The sequence below is a fragment of the Vibrio sp. V23_P3S9T160 genome (assembly GCF_963886625.1).
GTDB lineage: Bacteria > Pseudomonadota > Gammaproteobacteria > Enterobacterales > Vibrionaceae > Vibrio > Vibrio anguillarum.
On sequence record NZ_CAWPDB010000105.1, the window covers coordinates 19,293 to 36,070 of the forward strand.

At 44.0% G+C, this 16,778-nt stretch carries 15 protein-coding genes; 4 read left to right on the forward strand and 11 right to left on the reverse strand.

Annotated elements, in window-relative coordinates; translation table 11 throughout:
• Positions 1-89: 89 nt before the first annotated feature.
• Genes AACU59_RS05555 through rppH form a run of 5 tightly spaced genes read right to left on the reverse strand, consistent with a single transcriptional unit; the run spans position 90 to position 5,371 of the window.
• Positions 90-941, reverse strand: a complete 852-nt coding sequence (locus tag AACU59_RS05555) for a thymidylate synthase (RefSeq protein ID WP_094145766.1) — start codon at positions 939-941, stop codon at positions 90-92.
• A gap of 15 nt (positions 942-956) precedes the next feature.
• Positions 957-1,760, reverse strand: a complete 804-nt coding sequence (gene lgt, locus AACU59_RS05560) for a prolipoprotein diacylglyceryl transferase (protein WP_094145767.1) — start codon at positions 1,758-1,760, stop codon at positions 957-959.
• A gap of 43 nt (positions 1,761-1,803) precedes the next feature.
• Complete coding sequence (locus AACU59_RS05565; RefSeq protein ID WP_088728632.1) at positions 1,804-2,595, reverse strand: sulfite exporter TauE/SafE family protein; 792 nt, start codon at positions 2,593-2,595, stop codon at positions 1,804-1,806.
• Positions 2,596-2,603: 8 nt separating this feature from the next.
• Complete coding sequence (gene ptsP, locus AACU59_RS05570) at positions 2,604-4,850, reverse strand: phosphoenolpyruvate--protein phosphotransferase (RefSeq protein WP_081245088.1); 2,247 nt, start codon at positions 4,848-4,850, stop codon at positions 2,604-2,606.
• Between the two features lie 2 nt (positions 4,851-4,852).
• Positions 4,853-5,371 (reverse strand): RNA pyrophosphohydrolase, encoded by a 519-nt coding sequence (gene rppH, locus AACU59_RS05575; protein ID WP_010319133.1) that lies wholly within the window; start codon positions 5,369-5,371, stop codon positions 4,853-4,855.
• Positions 5,372-5,976: 605 nt separating this feature from the next.
• Here rppH and mutH point away from each other — a divergent pair.
• Both mutH and AACU59_RS05585 read left to right on the forward strand, forming a co-directional pair.
• Positions 5,977-6,642: a DNA mismatch repair endonuclease MutH gene (gene mutH / locus AACU59_RS05580; RefSeq protein WP_026028083.1), complete on the forward strand. Its 666-nt coding sequence runs from the start codon at positions 5,977-5,979 to the stop codon at positions 6,640-6,642.
• Between the two features lie 134 nt (positions 6,643-6,776).
• The gene (locus AACU59_RS05585) at positions 6,777-7,811 is read left to right on the forward strand and encodes an NADP(H)-dependent aldo-keto reductase (RefSeq protein WP_013857595.1); all 1,035 of its coding nucleotides are present in this window, start codon (positions 6,777-6,779) and stop codon (positions 7,809-7,811) included.
• A 37-nt stretch (positions 7,812-7,848) separates the two neighbouring features.
• Here the strand turns inward: AACU59_RS05585 and AACU59_RS05590 are convergent, their stop codons facing one another.
• The 6 genes from AACU59_RS05590 to brnQ form a co-directional block, all read right to left on the reverse strand.
• Complete coding sequence (locus tag AACU59_RS05590) at positions 7,849-8,100, reverse strand: hypothetical protein (RefSeq protein ID WP_010319130.1); 252 nt, start codon at positions 8,098-8,100, stop codon at positions 7,849-7,851.
• 114 nt (positions 8,101-8,214) lie between these two features.
• A complete protein-coding gene (locus AACU59_RS05595; protein ID WP_254917736.1) occupies positions 8,215-8,337 on the reverse strand; it encodes a hypothetical protein in 123 nt (40 codons plus the stop codon).
• Positions 8,338-8,599: 262 nt separating this feature from the next.
• Positions 8,600-9,934, reverse strand: a complete 1,335-nt coding sequence (gene vpsR / locus AACU59_RS05600; RefSeq protein ID WP_017043264.1) for a cyclic-di-GMP-binding transcriptional regulator VpsR — start codon at positions 9,932-9,934, stop codon at positions 8,600-8,602.
• Between the two features lie 262 nt (positions 9,935-10,196).
• Positions 10,197-11,729, reverse strand: a complete 1,533-nt coding sequence (gene lysS, locus AACU59_RS05605) for a lysine--tRNA ligase (RefSeq protein ID WP_094144774.1) — start codon at positions 11,727-11,729, stop codon at positions 10,197-10,199.
• A gap of 33 nt (positions 11,730-11,762) precedes the next feature.
• A protein-coding gene (prfB, locus tag AACU59_RS05610; protein WP_096000859.1) for a peptide chain release factor 2 occupies positions 11,763-12,861 on the reverse strand; the annotation gives its coding sequence in 2 pieces (ribosomal slippage) (positions 11,763-12,785 and positions 12,787-12,861; 1,098 coding nt in all).
• 169 nt (positions 12,862-13,030) lie between these two features.
• Entirely contained in the window at positions 13,031-14,344 is a 1,314-nt protein-coding gene (gene brnQ, locus AACU59_RS05615; protein ID WP_094144776.1) for a branched-chain amino acid transport system II carrier protein, read from the reverse strand.
• A gap of 308 nt (positions 14,345-14,652) precedes the next feature.
• Here brnQ and AACU59_RS05620 point away from each other — a divergent pair, with 308 nt between their 5' ends.
• Both AACU59_RS05620 and srmB read left to right on the forward strand, forming a co-directional pair.
• A complete protein-coding gene (locus AACU59_RS05620) occupies positions 14,653-15,375 on the forward strand; it encodes a tRNA1(Val) (adenine(37)-N6)-methyltransferase (protein WP_161437695.1) in 723 nt (240 codons plus the stop codon).
• Positions 15,376-15,467: 92 nt separating this feature from the next.
• Positions 15,468-16,703, forward strand: coding sequence for an ATP-dependent RNA helicase SrmB (srmB, locus tag AACU59_RS05625; protein WP_013857603.1), 1,236 nt, complete (start codon positions 15,468-15,470; stop codon positions 16,701-16,703).
• Positions 16,704-16,778 lie beyond the last annotated feature (75 nt).

The window sequence follows — 16,778 nt, forward strand, 5'->3', positions numbered from 1 at the left end:
CACACAACAGATCAAAAAAATCCCCGAGCAACGCTTCGGGGATTTTTTACAACTAGAAAACAGTACTTTTTAATAATGCGAGAGGGCAACTAAACCGAAAACGGGTACTGGATGGCATCATGGCATTGGTAGCCTTCAATCCAGAAATCATCCAAGGTAACCCAAGTTTCAAGATCTTCTAGCGTTTTAATTTTCGGGTTGATATAAAACTTCGCCATAGGGAGCGGTTCACGCTTAAGTTGTACATCTTTCATCAACGCCAGTTGGTCTTCATAGATATGTGCATTGACGATCTTATGGTAGGCCACACCCGCTTTTTTGCCGGTAATTTGCGCCATAATTGCGAGGAACACGTAGACCTGAACCATATTAAAATTCAAGCCAAGCGGGACATCACACGAGCGTTGCGTACTATTGAGATATAATGTATCGCCCAACAACGAAAAGTGATGACTGTACATGCAGGGGCGCAAGCAGCCCATATGAAACTCACCTGGGTTATAAAAGTTTAGGATTTCGCCTCTATCATCAACGCCACGTGAAAGATCATCAACAATCTTACGCAGTTGATCAATCTGCCCACCATCCGCCTTGGCCCACGCACGTCCTTGAACGCCGTACACGCGGCCCATATCATCTTCACCTTTGCGGTATGGATTGTTAAGCCAAGCTGCATTTAAATTCGCATTCGCATCCCACGTTTTGGTTCCTAAAGCGCGAAAATCGGCTGCATTATCGTAGCCACGAATATAACCAAGTAGCTCAGCAACTGCGGCTTTCCAGAAGCTTTTACGCGTTGTCACTAACGGGAATTGATTCTGACCTACATCATAGGTGAGATCAGCGTTAACCACCGTTAGGCAGCGTTTGGCGGTACGTTCATTTTCGATCCAAACGCCCTCATCAACAATTCGCTGACAAAGTTCAAGATACTGTTTCACAAACTATCCTTAACACTATTGAGTCACTTTATGGTTAACCTTGTACGCCCATACCATCATCAGCGCACCGACAATGATCATCGGTAGCGACAGGATTTGCCCCATGGAGATAAATCCAGCGAACAATCCTAATTGTGCATCAGGTTCACGAACATATTCGACAAGGAAACGGAATGTTCCGTAGCCTATCAAAAATAGCCCTGATACTGAACCAATTGGCCGATTTTTGCGGTTAAACAGGTTCAATATAATAAACAGCACAATCCCTTCTAAAAAAAACTCATAAAGCTGTGATGGATGGCGAGGCAAAGGCCCGCCGTTTGGAAAAATGATCGCCCATGGAACATCGGTTACTCGCCCCCACAATTCACTGTTCATGAAGTTGCCTAGTCGTCCCATGCCTAAACCAAATGGAACCAAAGGAGCCACAAAATCGGCGACACCAAAAAACGTTCGGTTATTTTTCCGTGCATACCAAAACATTGCACTGATCACGCCAAGTAGACCACCATGGAAAGACATCCCGCCTGTCCACACTTTAAAGAGATAGAGCGGGTCTTGGAGAAACAGATCAAAATTGTAAAACAACACATAACCGACACGACCACCAATGACCACCCCTAAAAATCCAGCAAACAGCAAATCCGAGACTTGCTCACGAGTCCAGCCACTATTTGGTTTGTCCGCTCTGCGATTGGCAAGCCACATTGCAAAAACAAAACCAACTAAATACATTAAGCCGTACCAGCGAATGGATATAGGGCCAATCGCAATCAGCACGGGATCAATATTTGGGAACTGTATAAAACCCTGAGACATAAACGTGTTCTCTTACTAAAAATGAGGTGAAGATAATAAGTGATTAAAACAGCATAGTTGCCGCTATAACCATCAGAAAAACGGAGAATATTTTTTTCAATACCACCGTCGGTAACTGAGTCGCGTAACGCGCTCCTAATCGAGTAGTGAGAATTGAGGTCGAAGCAATGGCGACTAACGCAGGTAAATAGACATAGCCAATGCTGTAAGGTGGTAAATTTTCCACTTGATAACCGTGCAAAATAAAACCAATCATGCCAGAGATTGCGATCACACACCCACAGACAGAAGAAGAACCGACGGCTTTACGCATTTCAACGCCATGACGATTCAAAAAAGGAACGGAGAGCGAACCGCCACCAATTCCCGCTAAACTAGAGACAATACCAATACCACTGCCACATAGCATGGTCACCCACGCACCGGGCATCGATCTTTGCATTTGCGCTTTTATCGATAAAAACATTTGAATCGCTAGGCAAAAAACAATCACGCCAAATACTTTCGGTAGATATTGAGTCGGGATCACGTCTGCGATCATTGAGCCAACAAACCCACCGACGATAACGCCGGGCATGAGCCACTTGACGACAAACATATCCACATTGCCCAATTTAAGGTGATTTAATGCCGAAGAAGCCGAAGTAACAATGATGGTCGCTAGCGATGTCGCTAACGCTAAATGCATACTAAGTTCGGGGGAAATACCCGCCTTGGGAAGCAAAAGAAGCAACGCCGGAACGACAATTAAACCACCACCAATGCCCAGTAAACCAGCCATAAAACCAACGACTGAGCCCAATAACACCAGCAAAACCATCAACTCAAAATTCACATTAGTTCCTATTTTTTGCCTGCGCGGATAAAGCCAGCAAAGCCTTTATCTTCAAAGTATGAGTGCATCATATTATAAATGTCGTTGCCGTAAGGTTGCATCAACGCTTTGTCAGCAAGTTGCCGTAACTGTCCTAATTGAGAGTGCCTCACCAAATATTTGACCTTGGCTACGTTGGAGGTATTCATACTTAGCATGCGATAACCCAAACCAATTAATAACAGTGAACCGATAGGGTCCCCGGCCAACTCACCACACACACAAACAGGTATACGATGAGACTGGCAAGTCTCTAAAATCTGTTTAAGCGCCATCACCACCGCTGGATGCATGGAGTCATAGACATCAGCAACATGTGCATTGTTCCGATCAACGGCCAACAAATATTGGGTTAAATCGTTGGTTCCAACCGAAACAAAGTCCACTTTGCTCGCAATCAATGGTAGAAGATAAATCATCGATGGTACTTCAATCATAATGCCAATCTTGGGCATTATGATCCGATCATCAACGCTAGAGACTTCTCGATACGCTTGCTCAATCAACCGCATTGCGTCGTCCAACTCTTTCGTTCCTGAAATCATGGGCAATAAAATGCTGAGATTTTGGTTATCGCCGCTGGCACGCATCATCGCCCGCAGTTGAATCAAAAAAATATCGGGATGATCGAGCGTAAAACGAATGCCTCGCCAGCCAAGAAAGGGATTGTCTTCTTCAATGGGTAGATAAGGCAGTGCTTTATCGCCACCAATGTCTAACGTTCTCATCACCACCCGTTTATCAGGATAAGCGTTCAAAACGCTGCGATACTGCTGCACTTGTTCTTCTTCTGATGGAAAGCGATGTTGCAGCAAAAAGGAAATTTCGGTTCGATACAGCCCGACACCATCAACCCCTTGGTTAATTGCGATGTTGGTATCCGCACTTAATCCAGCATTGAGCATCACTTCAATACGTGTGCCATCTTGCGTAAAAGGAGCTTCTGCAATGGTTTCATTAACCATTTGAGAAAGTTCGCTTTCTTCATAAGCTAAAGCACGATATTCCGCTAGAATTTGTCTATTTGGTGAGATAAAAACCTTGCCGCTATAACCATCGACAATGCCCTTTTTACCGTTGATCTCCTTGAGATTAAGTGAAATTCCCATCACTGCGGGAATGCCCAACGCCCGTGACAATATTGCTGCGTGGGAATTGGCAGCCCCTTCTAAAGAGACCACCGCCAGTAATTTATCTTTAGGAATAGCGGCGAGAATTGAAGCAGTAAGTTCGCGTACCACCAAAATAATCGGTTTATCAAGTTGCTGCTGCTCATGCTCAGTGTTGTGCAAAAAAAATAGCAGTCGCTGACCTAGCTCACGAATATCCTGTGCACGCTCACGTAAGTAAACATCTGACATCTTCGCAAAACGGTTGGAATAACTCTCCACAACCTGCCGTAATGCCCAATCTGCACGATCGCCTTTTTGGATCTGGCTTTTCAGATCGTTGCGTAGCATCGGATCATTGAGTAGATGAGTAAAGAGATCGAAGATGGCTAACGCATCTTTATTAATATCACTATCGAGTTTTTTTCTTAAACGACGAAAATCGTTCAAGGCGCTTTCTACCGCCAGCACTAGCCATTCTTGTTCTCGTTCAATATCGAGCGTTGAGGCGGGGTAAACATCAGACAGTTGAGGTTGGGTATCATCCCACCAAAACTCACCAATCGCGATGCCAGATGACGCAGCAATGCCACTGGTGGATAACTGCTTTTTCGAAAGCAGCCACTGCCCTTGTGTTTGAGCATGAGCAATAATCACGGCCACTTGCGCCGCCAGAGTGACAATAAAAGACTCTTCCATCTCACTAAATAAGCGAGGTGTTTTTTGCTGCACGACCAAGACACCCAATACTCGCTTGCGATGAATAATCGGCGTACCAAGAAAGCTTTGATACACCTCTTCGCCAAGCTGTTTGAAGTATTTAAAATTAGGATGTTTCGACGCTTCAGCAATGTTGATTGGCTCAGCTGAACGTTTCACTAAGCCCACTAAACCTTCGTCAAAACCGATGTGGATTTTGTCGCCTTTGAACTTTAAGCCTTGCGTTGCCATCAGTTCTAGACGATGTTTTTCTTCGTTAGCAAGATAGACAGTGCAACACTCGGTACTCATCGCATTGCACGTTTGCTTAACCAAAATATCCAAGGCTTGGTGTACATCTTCTACCTTGGATACTTGTTCAACTATTTCCCTTAGCTGAGAGAGCATGTCTATCCTCTTTTATTTTTGCGCTTACCTTTGTTATTACGTTCTTTAAATGGCATCGCGAATGATGCAAACTCTTTCATGGCGCGACGATAAACATCTCGCTTGAAAGAGACTACTTGCCTCACTGGATACCAATAACTGACCCAACGCCAACCATCAAATTCAGGGGTACTGCCGCGCTGCATGTTGATTCTTGATTCATCACACTCTAAGCGCAGAAGAAACCATTTCTGTTTTTGCCCAATACAGACAGGTTGAGAATCCCAACGAACGAGCCGTTTTGGTAATTTATATCTTAACCAATGACGGCTTGTTGCTATGATTTTCACATCTTTCTTTGTAAGCCCAACCTCTTCGTAAAGCTCTCTAAACATCGCTTGTTCAGGAGTTTCATCGTCGTCAATTCCACCTTGTGGAAACTGCCAAGAGTGTTGTCCGTATCGTTTCGCCCAGAATACCTGACCATGGTTGTTACAAATCACAATACCAACATTGAGTCGGTAACCATCGCCATCGATCACTGGCCAACCTCTAGTAAAATCTTAATTGCTTTGATTTTTCCACATATCCCCAATAGGAGCAAACTTACTAGTGTGATTAACACGAGATTTATGTGTTCCTAATCATTAATTGGATAACTTTTCATCAAATTTAAAGTTATCAACAAAATAATGCGACACCAGCCACATTTATTCACCTTTTCTGTGAGTAACTATGTGAAGAATCTCTAGATAGCGACTTACTTCCCCAAAAAGCAAAAGAATACGGACTAATACAAAAAAGATAATAATAAATTAAATACATTAAAAACAATGAATTAATTTGATTTTCTATTATTCACATTACGTTGCGATTAACAAAAAATTGATCCTTTCATAACATGCTCAAAGATCCACCAATTCGCTCGTTATCCACACCCCCACTCTAGTAGAAATAAGATTTACTGATTAAGAGGCCCACTCTCTCAAGCAAAACCCTGTAAATGCATACAGATAAACAAAAAATGGAATATTTTTCCGATCAACCTGTGGATAACTTGGATTGCGATGATCTTTTAAGCAAAAGAAACGACAGCACATTGTGTATAAGAATTTGCTACAATCGCGTTTTTATCATTCAAAGTATCATGAAACCTGCACCTAAAACTGAACATGAATTAATGCTTAGAGCCCAAGACATTGCAGGCTTAAGCTTTAGTCAACTGGCCGAAGAAGCCAAGATGACCGTGCCCCCTGACTTAAAAAAAGATAAAGGATGGGTCGGTCAGCTATTAGAGTGGCATTTGGGTGCAACAGCAGGCAGCAAACCTCAGCAAGATTTCGAGCAATTAGGCATCGAGCTCAAAAGTATTCCAATCAGTTACACTGGAAAACCACTCGAAACAACGTTTGTGTGTGTGGCCCCACTCACTGGTGTTCATGGTTTAACATGGGAGCAAAGCCACGTGCGAAATAAACTCTCTCGAGTACTGTGGATCCCAATAGAGGGTGAGCGAGAGATCCCCCTAGCCCAGCGCCATGTCGGCTCGCCATTGCTATGGAGCCCTTCACCAGCACAAGAACAGCAGCTAAAAAATGATTGGGAAGAACTGATGGAGTTCATCGTTCTTGGCAAAGTTGAGCAGATCACCGCTAAGCACGGTGAAGTATTACAGCTCAGGCCAAAAGCGGCAAACGGGCGAGCATTAACCGAAGCATACGGTGCTAATGGCAAACCTATCAAAACCCTGCCACGAGGCTTTTATCTTCGAACTCAATTTACCGCGAGCATTCTTGAACAACACTTTATTTAAAAGTGCTCGTTATTGCTCATGAAAAAACGTAACCGTTTGATCTTTCACTGCACAATTCGTTTCCGTTTCACTGCCATCTTCGCTTATAGTAAAAACGTCACACACTCCACCAGCGAGAGCATCAAGGAAGGAATATGCAATACACCAAACTGCCTCATTCCACACTGGAAGTGAGCAAGATCTGCTTAGGTACCATGACTTTTGGTGAACAAAATAGCCAACAACAAGCCTTTGAGCAGCTCGATTACGCCTTAGACCAAGGTGTGAATTTCATCGATACTGCGGAAATGTACCCAGTTCCCCCCAACGGTAAAACCCAAGGTCTGACCGAAAGCTATATTGGCAACTGGTTAGAAAAATCAGGTAAACGTGAAAAAGTGGTGTTAGCGACTAAAGTGGCAGGCCCGCGTAACGTGCCTCACATCCGCGAAAAGATGTCACTCGATAGACGCAACATTCATTTAGCGATTGATGATAGTTTAAGACGCTTAAAAACAGACTATGTCGATTTGTATCAATTACATTGGCCTCAACGCCAAACGAACATGTTCGGCCAACTTAACTACCCTTATCCTGATCAGCAAGAAGAAGTCACTTTAATCGAAACGCTCGAAGCGCTTAATGATCTCGTCAAGGCTGGAAAAGTGCGTTACATCGGTGTGTCAAATGATACCCCGTGGGGCGTAATGACGTTGCTAAAATTGGCAGAAAAACACGATCTAGCAAGAATTGTCTCTATCCAAAACCCTTATAATTTACTGAATCGTAGCTTTGAAATTGGCTTATCTGAGATTAGCCACTTCGAAGGTGTTCAACTGCTGGCTTACTCGCCACTGGCGTTTGGTTGCCTGAGTGGTAAATATTTAAATGGCGCAAGACCTGACGGCGCTCGGTGCAGCCTATTTGAACGCTTTTCTCGCTATTTTACGGCGCAAGGTGTACAAGCCACTCACGCTTATGTTGAGCTTGCTAACCAGTATGGCCTTGATCCAGCACAGATGGCGTTGGCGTTTGTCAATCAACGTCCGTTTGTCGCATCCAATATCATTGGCGCGACAAACCTAGAGCAGTTGAAAACAAATATCGATAGTTTAGATGTCGTACTCAGTAATGAATTGCTTCTTAAAATTCAAGAGATTGGGACGACTTACTCCAACCCTTGTCCGTAGATATCTTCGGGGCTAGCGAAGCCACTAGCCCCTCGTTTTACGTTGTTATTCGCATACTTAACACACGGCGAAGATGACGAATATGACGTTCAGCTTTAATTGAGTCAGGGACTGAAACGCCAATAGCGCGTCCATCACTTTCTAAGCCAATATCTTTAAGCAAGTGTTGGCTATTAAAAGGCAGCTCAAAAGCATGACGGCGAACATTTCGTTGCCATTGACGCTCTTCACGGCGTAAATCAGCACGGACCAGTAAAGTAGCAAGTTGTAAATAAATTGAATGACGCATGAGTATTCTCCAGTAGTAAACTAAACGTTGACTGCTGGAAAAATGGGGGCGAACAAGGTGGCTCAACACTTTGATAAGCTGCCATTTTTCCGCAGCCTATCTCAAGGTTACGGATTAACTAAAAATCGGTGCTTTTTTATCATCAAACATACGACAGGCGTCTGTAGTAAGAGACGATTTAGGCGCAGTAAGATCGATAGAAACGCGAACAGTATGAACAAAAACGAAATGATTCATGTTGCGCCTCCAAGCAAATAGTTAATCCAAAGTGAAATGAGTGTGTGAGCACGGCTCACGGTTAAATTCTATGCAACTGAGGTGATTATTCAACTCTTAATTTTCAAACAATTAAAAAACAATGCATTAACCTAAAATGAAAGCCGATGACAGCAAATAAGTGACATATTCAGCTAGAGAATAACTTATTCGCAAAAGATATGATTATAAAAAATGGCCACATGGATTAAATGTGGCCATTTTTACTTGAAGAATCATCAAGTTAATAGGTATTTTCAGTGATTAAGTTATGTTTATTAAGCAAGCGATACATAGTAGCTCTAGATACACCTAGCTCTTTGGCGGCCATTGATACTTGCCCTGAGTTCGATTCTAGAACCAGTAATAGCGCATCTCGCTCTGAACGCTCACGAATGCTTTTTAGGCTGCGCTTACCATCACTGCGTTTTGGTAAGTCGAGTTGCAATTCATCCAACATGACTGAATCGGACATCAGCACCACACGTTTGATCTGATTCATCAGCTCACGAACGTTACCCGGCCAGTGATAACGAGCCAATGAGCGCGCCGCTTCTTCAGTAAAACTGCGCGCCTGCGCGTTAAACTCTTTTGAATACTCCTGCAAGAAGTGGCGTGCCAGTAAAGCAATATCACCCGCCCGCTCTTTTAAGCTCGGGACATTAATACGCAATACGTTGATATAGTGGTACAGCTCTTCGTTAAAATTGCCATCAATCAGCGCTTTTTCAATATCGGAAGAGTTGGCGGCCAAAATACGCACATCCACCTCTTTGACACCCATTGAAGTTTCTATCGTTCCTTCTTGCAGGAAGCGCAAGAGGTTAGCTTGTTGGCTTTTAGGTAGCGTGAGAATATCTTTAAGTAGGATCGTCCCACCATCGGCCCGCTCCAATAATGAAGTTTGAGATGAGTCTTCACAACCAATACCGAACAGTTCACATTCAAAGCGGCTCTCCGATAAAGCTCGGCAATTCACTGAAATAAAAGGTTTTTGTGCACGAGATGAGGTTTTGTGTACCGCTCTCGCGACCGTCTCTTTGCCCGTTCCATTTTCCCCATAAATGAGGATACTGACATCTGTAGGGCCGATGCGTTTGATCTGATCACGCAAGCGCTTCATGGGAGTGGATTCACCAATTAAACCAATATCCCCTGTTGCTCCATAATGTGGCCATACTTTTTTCTCTAACTTAAGCATTCCAAGTTGGTGTCCAATGGTGCTCAGTAGCTGCGCATCGGGAATCGGCGCCGTAAAAAAGTCAATACAAAAGTTAACAATGAATTGGCAAATCGTATCCGAGCTCAACTGTGATTCGCGAATGAACGCCAACCAACGTACTTGTTTATGGTTGCTGACCAAATTTGCAATGCCATTGAGGCTGAATTCATCATGGCTCAAATCAACAATACCAATGCATGGGCCTGTTTCTGCAAACAAGGCATCCGCTTTACGTAAATCTGCGCATTGTGTACAACGCCAACCAACCTGTTCAAGTACAGATAACCAAGGCTCGTATGTCCCACCAACGACGACAAGCGAACCAGGGACAGAATCCATTCGGAATTGAGTGCCCATCTATTATTCCTTATCTTAAAATTTATATGCAGTGCTACTTTTGGCACATTAAACGGCTGTTACATTAACGAGACTTGGCGCTGTAGTCTGTCTCGATAATAAGACTAGACAACAAATAAGCGCTTTGCCATTTAATATAGGGAACTATTTCATAATCCTTTCGAAATTGTTGTCTGTTAGTCCACGCTAGTGAACAAAATTTTTCAAACTAATGCAAAAAAAAACCGCCTATTTAGGCGGTTTATCGGAACGAAAGTAGCAATTACTGCTGTGGGCGCATCGCAGGGAATAGGATAACGTCACGAATCGTATGAGTGTTGGTGAGTAACATCACCAAACGGTCAATACCAATGCCTTGACCCGCCGTTGGTGGGAGACCGTGCTCTAACGCAACAACATAATCAGCATCGTAGAACATGGCTTCATCGTCGCCAGCATCTTTGGCATTCACTTGCGCTAAGAAGCGCTCGTCTTGATCTTGAGCATCATTAAGCTCAGAGAAGCCATTGGCGACTTCACGACCACCGATGAAGAACTCAAAACGGTCGGTGAAGAATGGGTTGTTATCGCTACGACGCGCCAATGGTGAAATATCTGCAGGGTATCCAGTGATGAAGGTCGGTTGCATCAACTTAGGTTCAGCCGTTTCACCGAAGATCTCTTCAAGCAGTTGGCCACAAGTCCAGAAAGGTTCAACGTCTACATGAACCGATTTCGCGATAGATACCATCAGCTCACGGTTTTGCAGATCCTGTTCCGTTAACGCTTGGATTTGAGCGTGCTCTGGGTTGTAGTGTTTGATGGCTTCAAACATACTCATGCGAGCATATTGACCACCAAATTCTACCGTTTCATCACCATAAGGCATTGATGTTGAACCCAAAACTTCAAGTGCAACTGAACTCAATAGCTCCTCAGTAAAATCCATCAGATCATTGTAATCTGCGTACGCCATATAGAATTCCATCATGGTAAATTCAGGGTTATGGCGAGGAGAAAGACCTTCGTTACGGAAGTTACGGTTGATTTCAAACACGCGATCAAAGCCACCCACAACTAGACGCTTAAGGTAAAGCTCAGGTGCGATACGCAAGTACATTGGCATGTCGAGCGCATTGTGATGAGTGATGAATGGACGCGCACTAGCACCGCCAGGGATCACATGCATCATTGGCGTTTCTACTTCCATGAACTGTTTTGAGATCATGAAGTTACGAATTGCAGTCATTACTTTAGAGCGAACAATGAACGCATTACGTGAACTTTCATTAACAATCAAATCCACATAACGTTGGCGGTAGCGCATCTCTTGGTCAGTCAAACCGTGGAACTTCTCTGGTAATGGACGAAGTGCCTTTGTCAGCAATTCGTACTCTTCCATATTAACGTAGAGATCGCCTTTGCCAGATTTGTGCAACGCACCTTTCACGCCGATGATGTCACCAATGTCTAGACCTTGGTATTTTTCCTTCAGCTCAGTTTGAACCTCTTTTGAAGCATAAGCTTGAATACGACCAGAGGTTTCTTGAATAACAAGGAAAGGGCCACGTTTCGCCATGATACGACCCGCAATCGCCACAACATGGTTTAAGGCTTCTAACTCTTCTTTGCTCTTTTCACCGAATTGCTGTTGAAGATCGCTCGCAAGGCTGTCACGACGAAAGTCATTTGGGTGGCCATTCGCTTTACAGCTCTTACGGATGTGATCCAGCTTGCTGCGACGCTCTGCGATGAGTTTGTTCTCTTCTTGCGCAATTTGCTCTTGATTCATTTCGTTTTGAACAGCATCAGTCATTTTACATGTACCTTATATGTCGGTAAAAAAGCATTAAAGGCCTGATTTCAGGCTTGCTTCAATAAATTTGTCTAAATCACCATCTAATACCGCTTGGGTATTACGGTTTTCAACGCCAGTGCGTAAGTCTTTGATTCGGGAGTCATCCAATACATAAGATCGGATTTGGCTTCCCCAGCCAATGTCAGATTTCGCATCTTCATTGGCTTGCTTTTCTGCGTTCTGCTTTTGTAACTCAAGTTCAAACAGTTTTGCACGCAATTGTTTCATCGCTTGGTCTTTGTTTTTATGCTGCGAACGATCGTTTTGGCATTGAACAACGGTATTGGTTGGAATATGCGTAATACGCACCGCCGATTCGGTGGTGTTAACGTGCTGACCACCCGCTCCCGAAGCGCGATAAACATCGATACGAAGATCGGCTGGGTTGATGTCGATAGCAATATTTTCATCAATCTCAGGATAGATAAACGCAGAGGCAAAAGAGGTATGCCGGCGGCCACTCGAATCAAATGGCGATTTACGAACCAAGCGGTGTACGCCAGTTTCGGTGCGTAACCAACCATAAGCGTAATCACCGATAATGCGCACTGTTGCGCCTTTGAGACCAGCAACATCACCTTCAGACACTTCAATCACTTCAGTCTTAAAGCCTTTCGCTTCTGCCCAACGTAAATACATGCGTAGCAGGATTGATGTCCAGTCTTGAGCCTCGGTGCCGCCCGAACCAGACTGCAGATCAATATAGCAATCTGAAGAATCGTGATCACCAGAGAACATACGGCGAAACTCAAGCTGTTCAAGCTTAGTTTCCAGTTCATCCAGTTCAGGGCCAATTTCATCGAAGGTTTCTTGGTCTTCGGCTTCAATAGCCAGTTCCAGTAGCCCTTCCACATCATCCACACCTTGATCTAACTGATCAATGGTATCGACAATGGCTTCGAGCGAAGCGCGTTCTTTACCTAGCGCTTGTGCACGCTCAGGTTCGTTCCAGACATTAGGTTGCTCGAGTTCGGCATTCACTTCTTCTAAACGCTCTTTCTTAGCGTCGTAGTCAAAGATACCCCCTCAGGATATTTGTGCGCTCTGACACATCCTGAAGACGGTTTTTAATAGGATTGATTTCAAACATGTTTGCTCAACATTTATGAGTAGAATTTAACCGAAGAATTCTACTTAAAAATGTGATGAAGATACAGGAAAAATTAGTTTGAACTCTTGAAACAAAAGCTGGCACGCACTAAAAAAAGAGGCTGAACAATCATGCTCAGCCTCTTCGATACTAACGGATAAAAACTCGATTATGCCGCGTTTTTAGCCACACTTTGCTGCACGTTAGTAGCGATAAAAAACATGCAAATCATCGCCGCAAGTGTTGGGAGTAACCACCCCATACCGACTTCAAACAGTGGCAGCATATTAAACGCAGACACATCCACGCCAGCCACTTTTGCCGCATCGATCAACGCAAAAAGAAACGCAATCAACAATACCACACGGTATGCCACTGCTGGATTTGGTAGTTTCCCACGTAAAAAGGTCAACATAATCAGGGCAATCGCAACCGGATACAGTGCAAATAAAACAGGGATAGAAAGAGCGATCAATTGTGATAAACCAACGTTTGCCACGATAGCGCAAGCAACACCAATAATGATCACCCAAGATTTATAAGAAATTGGAGTCAATGTGCAAAAGTAATCTGAGCATGCTGAAATCAAACCAATTGCTGTCGTTAGGCAAGCCAGCAAAACTATAGTAGAGAGCACAACTTGACCATAAGGGCCAAACAGTGCTTGCACATATTGACTAAGCACCGCACCGCCATTTTCTGCGCCAAAAGCAACTACAGAGCTTGTCGCGCCAAGATAAAATAGTGAAATATAAACAAAAGCCAAACCAGCCGCCGCAATGCACGCCGCGCTGATTAAATACTTTGTGGTTGCCGCACGCTCAGTAATGCCTTTGCTGCGCAGTGCATCAACAATTAACATCCCAAACATCAGAGCACCAAACGTATCCATGGTGTTGTAACCTTCAAGGAAACCTTTCGTCAACGGCTGAGTCAAGTATTCACCTTGTGCAGCGACCATCTCACCTTGCGGATTAAGAAAAACAGCCACAGCGAGGACAAGCAAACCAATAAATAACGCTGGTGTTAACACTTTACCGATGACATCGATGAGTTTGCCTTGAGACCAGGCAAAAAACATCGCAATCACAAAAAAGAGAATCGAAAATAGTGTCAAATGCGATTGTTGCGCATCAATGAAAAATGGTTTCACTGCCATTTCATACGCCACAAGACCGGTACGCGGTGCTGCAAAGGCAGGACCAATGATGATAAAGATCATCACTGCCATGATAGTTGCAGCTTGTTTAGGCAGATCTTTGGTTAAATGCTCCCAAGAACCACCCGCGACAGCAATCGCAATAATCGTCATCAATGGTAAACCGACAGCGGTAATAAGGAAGCCTGTCATGGCTGGCAGTAAATGCTCTCCAGCAAGTTGGCCAGCGATTGGCGGAAAGATGATGTTACCAGCACCCAAGAAAAACGCGAAAAGCATAAAGCCGACCGCGATAATATCTGTTAGTTTTAACGTCTGCTTCACAGATAACCCTTAATTATTATTTGATAAATGTTGTGTATGCATTATTGATGAGGTTGAAACCGCATCTAAATCTAAAAATTAAGGGCGAATAATGACGAAACACTCAAGACTTCGCAAGGGCAAAGCAAAAAACGCTACATTAATTTATAATATCGGTGAAAAACCAGTTTAAAACTCTAAATGTTAAAAAATAGAAAGAATGATGTGTTGATCATTTCTTCATACACTATCATAACAGATAGAATAATAATCCGAACAAATAGATAACAATAGTGGTTATCACTTAATTAGAGCTATATTTTGAAATAATGATGAAAAGTCACACGCCCAAAAATAAGCGTTTCAAATTTAAACAATTTTCCATTGACGGTGGACAAGCGGGAATGCCTGTCAGTACCGATGGGGTTCTATTAGGCGCGTGGGCTTTCACGCAGCATCCCAAAACCATTCTCGATATTGGCACTGGTACCGGGTTATTAGCATTAATGTGCGCGCAACGTTTTAGCGATGCACAAATTACGGCCATCGATATCGATGCCTTTGCCTTTGAAGTGGCCCAATACAACGGTAATGCTTCTTCATGGGGGCAACGCATACAGGTTTTACAAGGTGATATTTTAGACACCTCTTTTACGCCGTCCTTTGATGCAATTATTTGTAACCCACCCTATTTCAACAGTGGTGAACTGTCTCATGATCCCCAGCGAGCTACTGCTAGGCACACCAATCAACTTGCTCATCACGCTTTATTAGTCAGAGCAAAAAGTCTTCTCAACGATGAGGGGCAAGCTTGTTTTATTTTGCCCGTGTATGAAGGGGAACAATTTATCGAGCAAGCACTCACGCTCGGCTGGCAGCTTAAGCGGCGCTGCACTGTACAACCCATAGCACACAAACCCGCTCATCGGCTATTGATTGAACTAAGTTTAGCCTCGGCTTCTGTGATTGATTCATCGTTGGTCATTCACTCATCAGGTGGTTATAGCGAAGCCTTTATTGCCCTAACTCAAGATTTTTATCTCAAGATGTAGAAATAACATGTGATCCTAATCACCAATCCCCCTATAATGTTCGACCTTAATTTTATAGCCAAATAAGCCTAACGGCTTGTGGAGTACTCACTGTGATCAAAACCTTTGCTGACCTCGATCTTGACCCTTGCATCATTGCGGCCATTGAAGATATGGGCTTTGAACGTCCCACCCAAGTTCAAGCTGAAGCGATCCCACAAGCCCTAGATGGTCGAGATATCCTTGCCTCTGCGCCAACGGGAACCGGTAAAACCGCTGCATTTGTTTTACCCGCTCTACAATATCTTTTAGATTTTCCGCGCAAGCGAGCCGGCCCTGCACGCGTCTTGATTCTGACCCCAACTCGTGAACTGGCGATGCAAGTGGCGGATCAAGCTCGTGAACTGGCGAAGAATACTCGCCTCAATATCGTCACCATCACTGGCGGCGTACAATATCAAGAGCACGCCGACATCTTAGCCAAAACGCAAGATATTGTGGTGGCAACGCCTGGTCGCTTGATGGAATACATTGAAGGCGAGCGTTTTGATTGTCGTGCGATTGAATGGCTTATTTTGGATGAAGCTGACCGCATGCTGGACATGGGCTTTGGCCCAATCGTCGATCGTCTCGCTGCTGAATGTCGCTGGCGTAAACAGACCTTGCTCTTCTCTGCAACGCTGGAAGGTCATGGTGTGGAAGGTTTTACTGCCGATCTCTTAAAAGAACCAGCAACAATCAATGCCGATCCTTCTCGTCGTGAACGCAAAAAAATCACTCAATGGTATCACCGCGCCGATACCATGGTGCACAAAGTTGAGCTATTGAAGAAAATCCTCACCGAGCAAGCCGAACGTTCTATCGTGTTTATCAAAACTCGTGAGCGCTTAGCTGATTTGCGTACAGAGCTAGAAAAAGCGCAAATTCCTTGCGCTTGGATTCAAGGCGAAATGCCACAAGATCGTCGCAATAACGCCATTACACGATTCCGTGAAGGCGCAGTCAACGTACTACTGGCAACCGACGTGGCCGCACGCGGTATTGACTTACCTGACGTAAGTCACGTGATCAACTTTGATATGCCACGCTCAGCGGATGTGTACTTACACCGCATAGGTCGTACGGCTCGTGCTGGTAAAAAAGGCAATGCGATCTCTTTGGTTGAAGCCCATGATCAAGTGATGATGGACCGCGTCGCGCGTTATGTCGATGAGGAGATCAAAGAGCGCTTCATTAAAGATATGCGCCCGCAGCACAAAAAGCCGGTATTCAAAAAGAAAAAGAAAACCGATGACAAAAAAGTCAAAGTGGTTTCTAAGAAGAAGAAAGCGAATAAAAAGAAAAAATAGTGTTCCAATACCACCTATAAAAAAATGCCGATACTGAAATATCGGCATTTTTTATCTTTAACATTTGAAGAGAGT

Excerpts from the sequence above, each read along its gene's own strand:
- lgt (WP_094145767.1), bottom strand. The coding sequence starts at position 1,760 with ATGTCTCAGGGTTTTATACAGTTCCCAAATATTGATCCCGTGCTGATT.
- ptsP (WP_081245088.1), bottom strand. The coding sequence starts at position 4,850 with ATGCTCTCTCAGCTAAGGGAAATAGTTGAACAAGTATCCAAGGTAGAA.
- mutH (WP_026028083.1), top strand. The coding sequence starts at position 5,977 with ATGAAACCTGCACCTAAAACTGAACATGAATTAATGCTTAGAGCCCAA.
- AACU59_RS05585 (WP_013857595.1), top strand. The coding sequence starts at position 6,777 with ATGCAATACACCAAACTGCCTCATTCCACACTGGAAGTGAGCAAGATC.
- AACU59_RS05590 (WP_010319130.1), bottom strand. The coding sequence starts at position 8,100 with ATGCGTCATTCAATTTATTTACAACTTGCTACTTTACTGGTCCGTGCT.
- AACU59_RS05595 (WP_254917736.1), bottom strand. The coding sequence starts at position 8,337 with ATGAATCATTTCGTTTTTGTTCATACTGTTCGCGTTTCTATCGATCTT.
- vpsR (WP_017043264.1), bottom strand. The coding sequence starts at position 9,934 with ATGGGCACTCAATTCCGAATGGATTCTGTCCCTGGTTCGCTTGTCGTC.
- lysS (WP_094144774.1), bottom strand. The coding sequence starts at position 11,729 with ATGACTGATGCTGTTCAAAACGAAATGAATCAAGAGCAAATTGCGCAA.
- AACU59_RS05620 (WP_161437695.1), top strand. The coding sequence starts at position 14,653 with ATGATGAAAAGTCACACGCCCAAAAATAAGCGTTTCAAATTTAAACAA.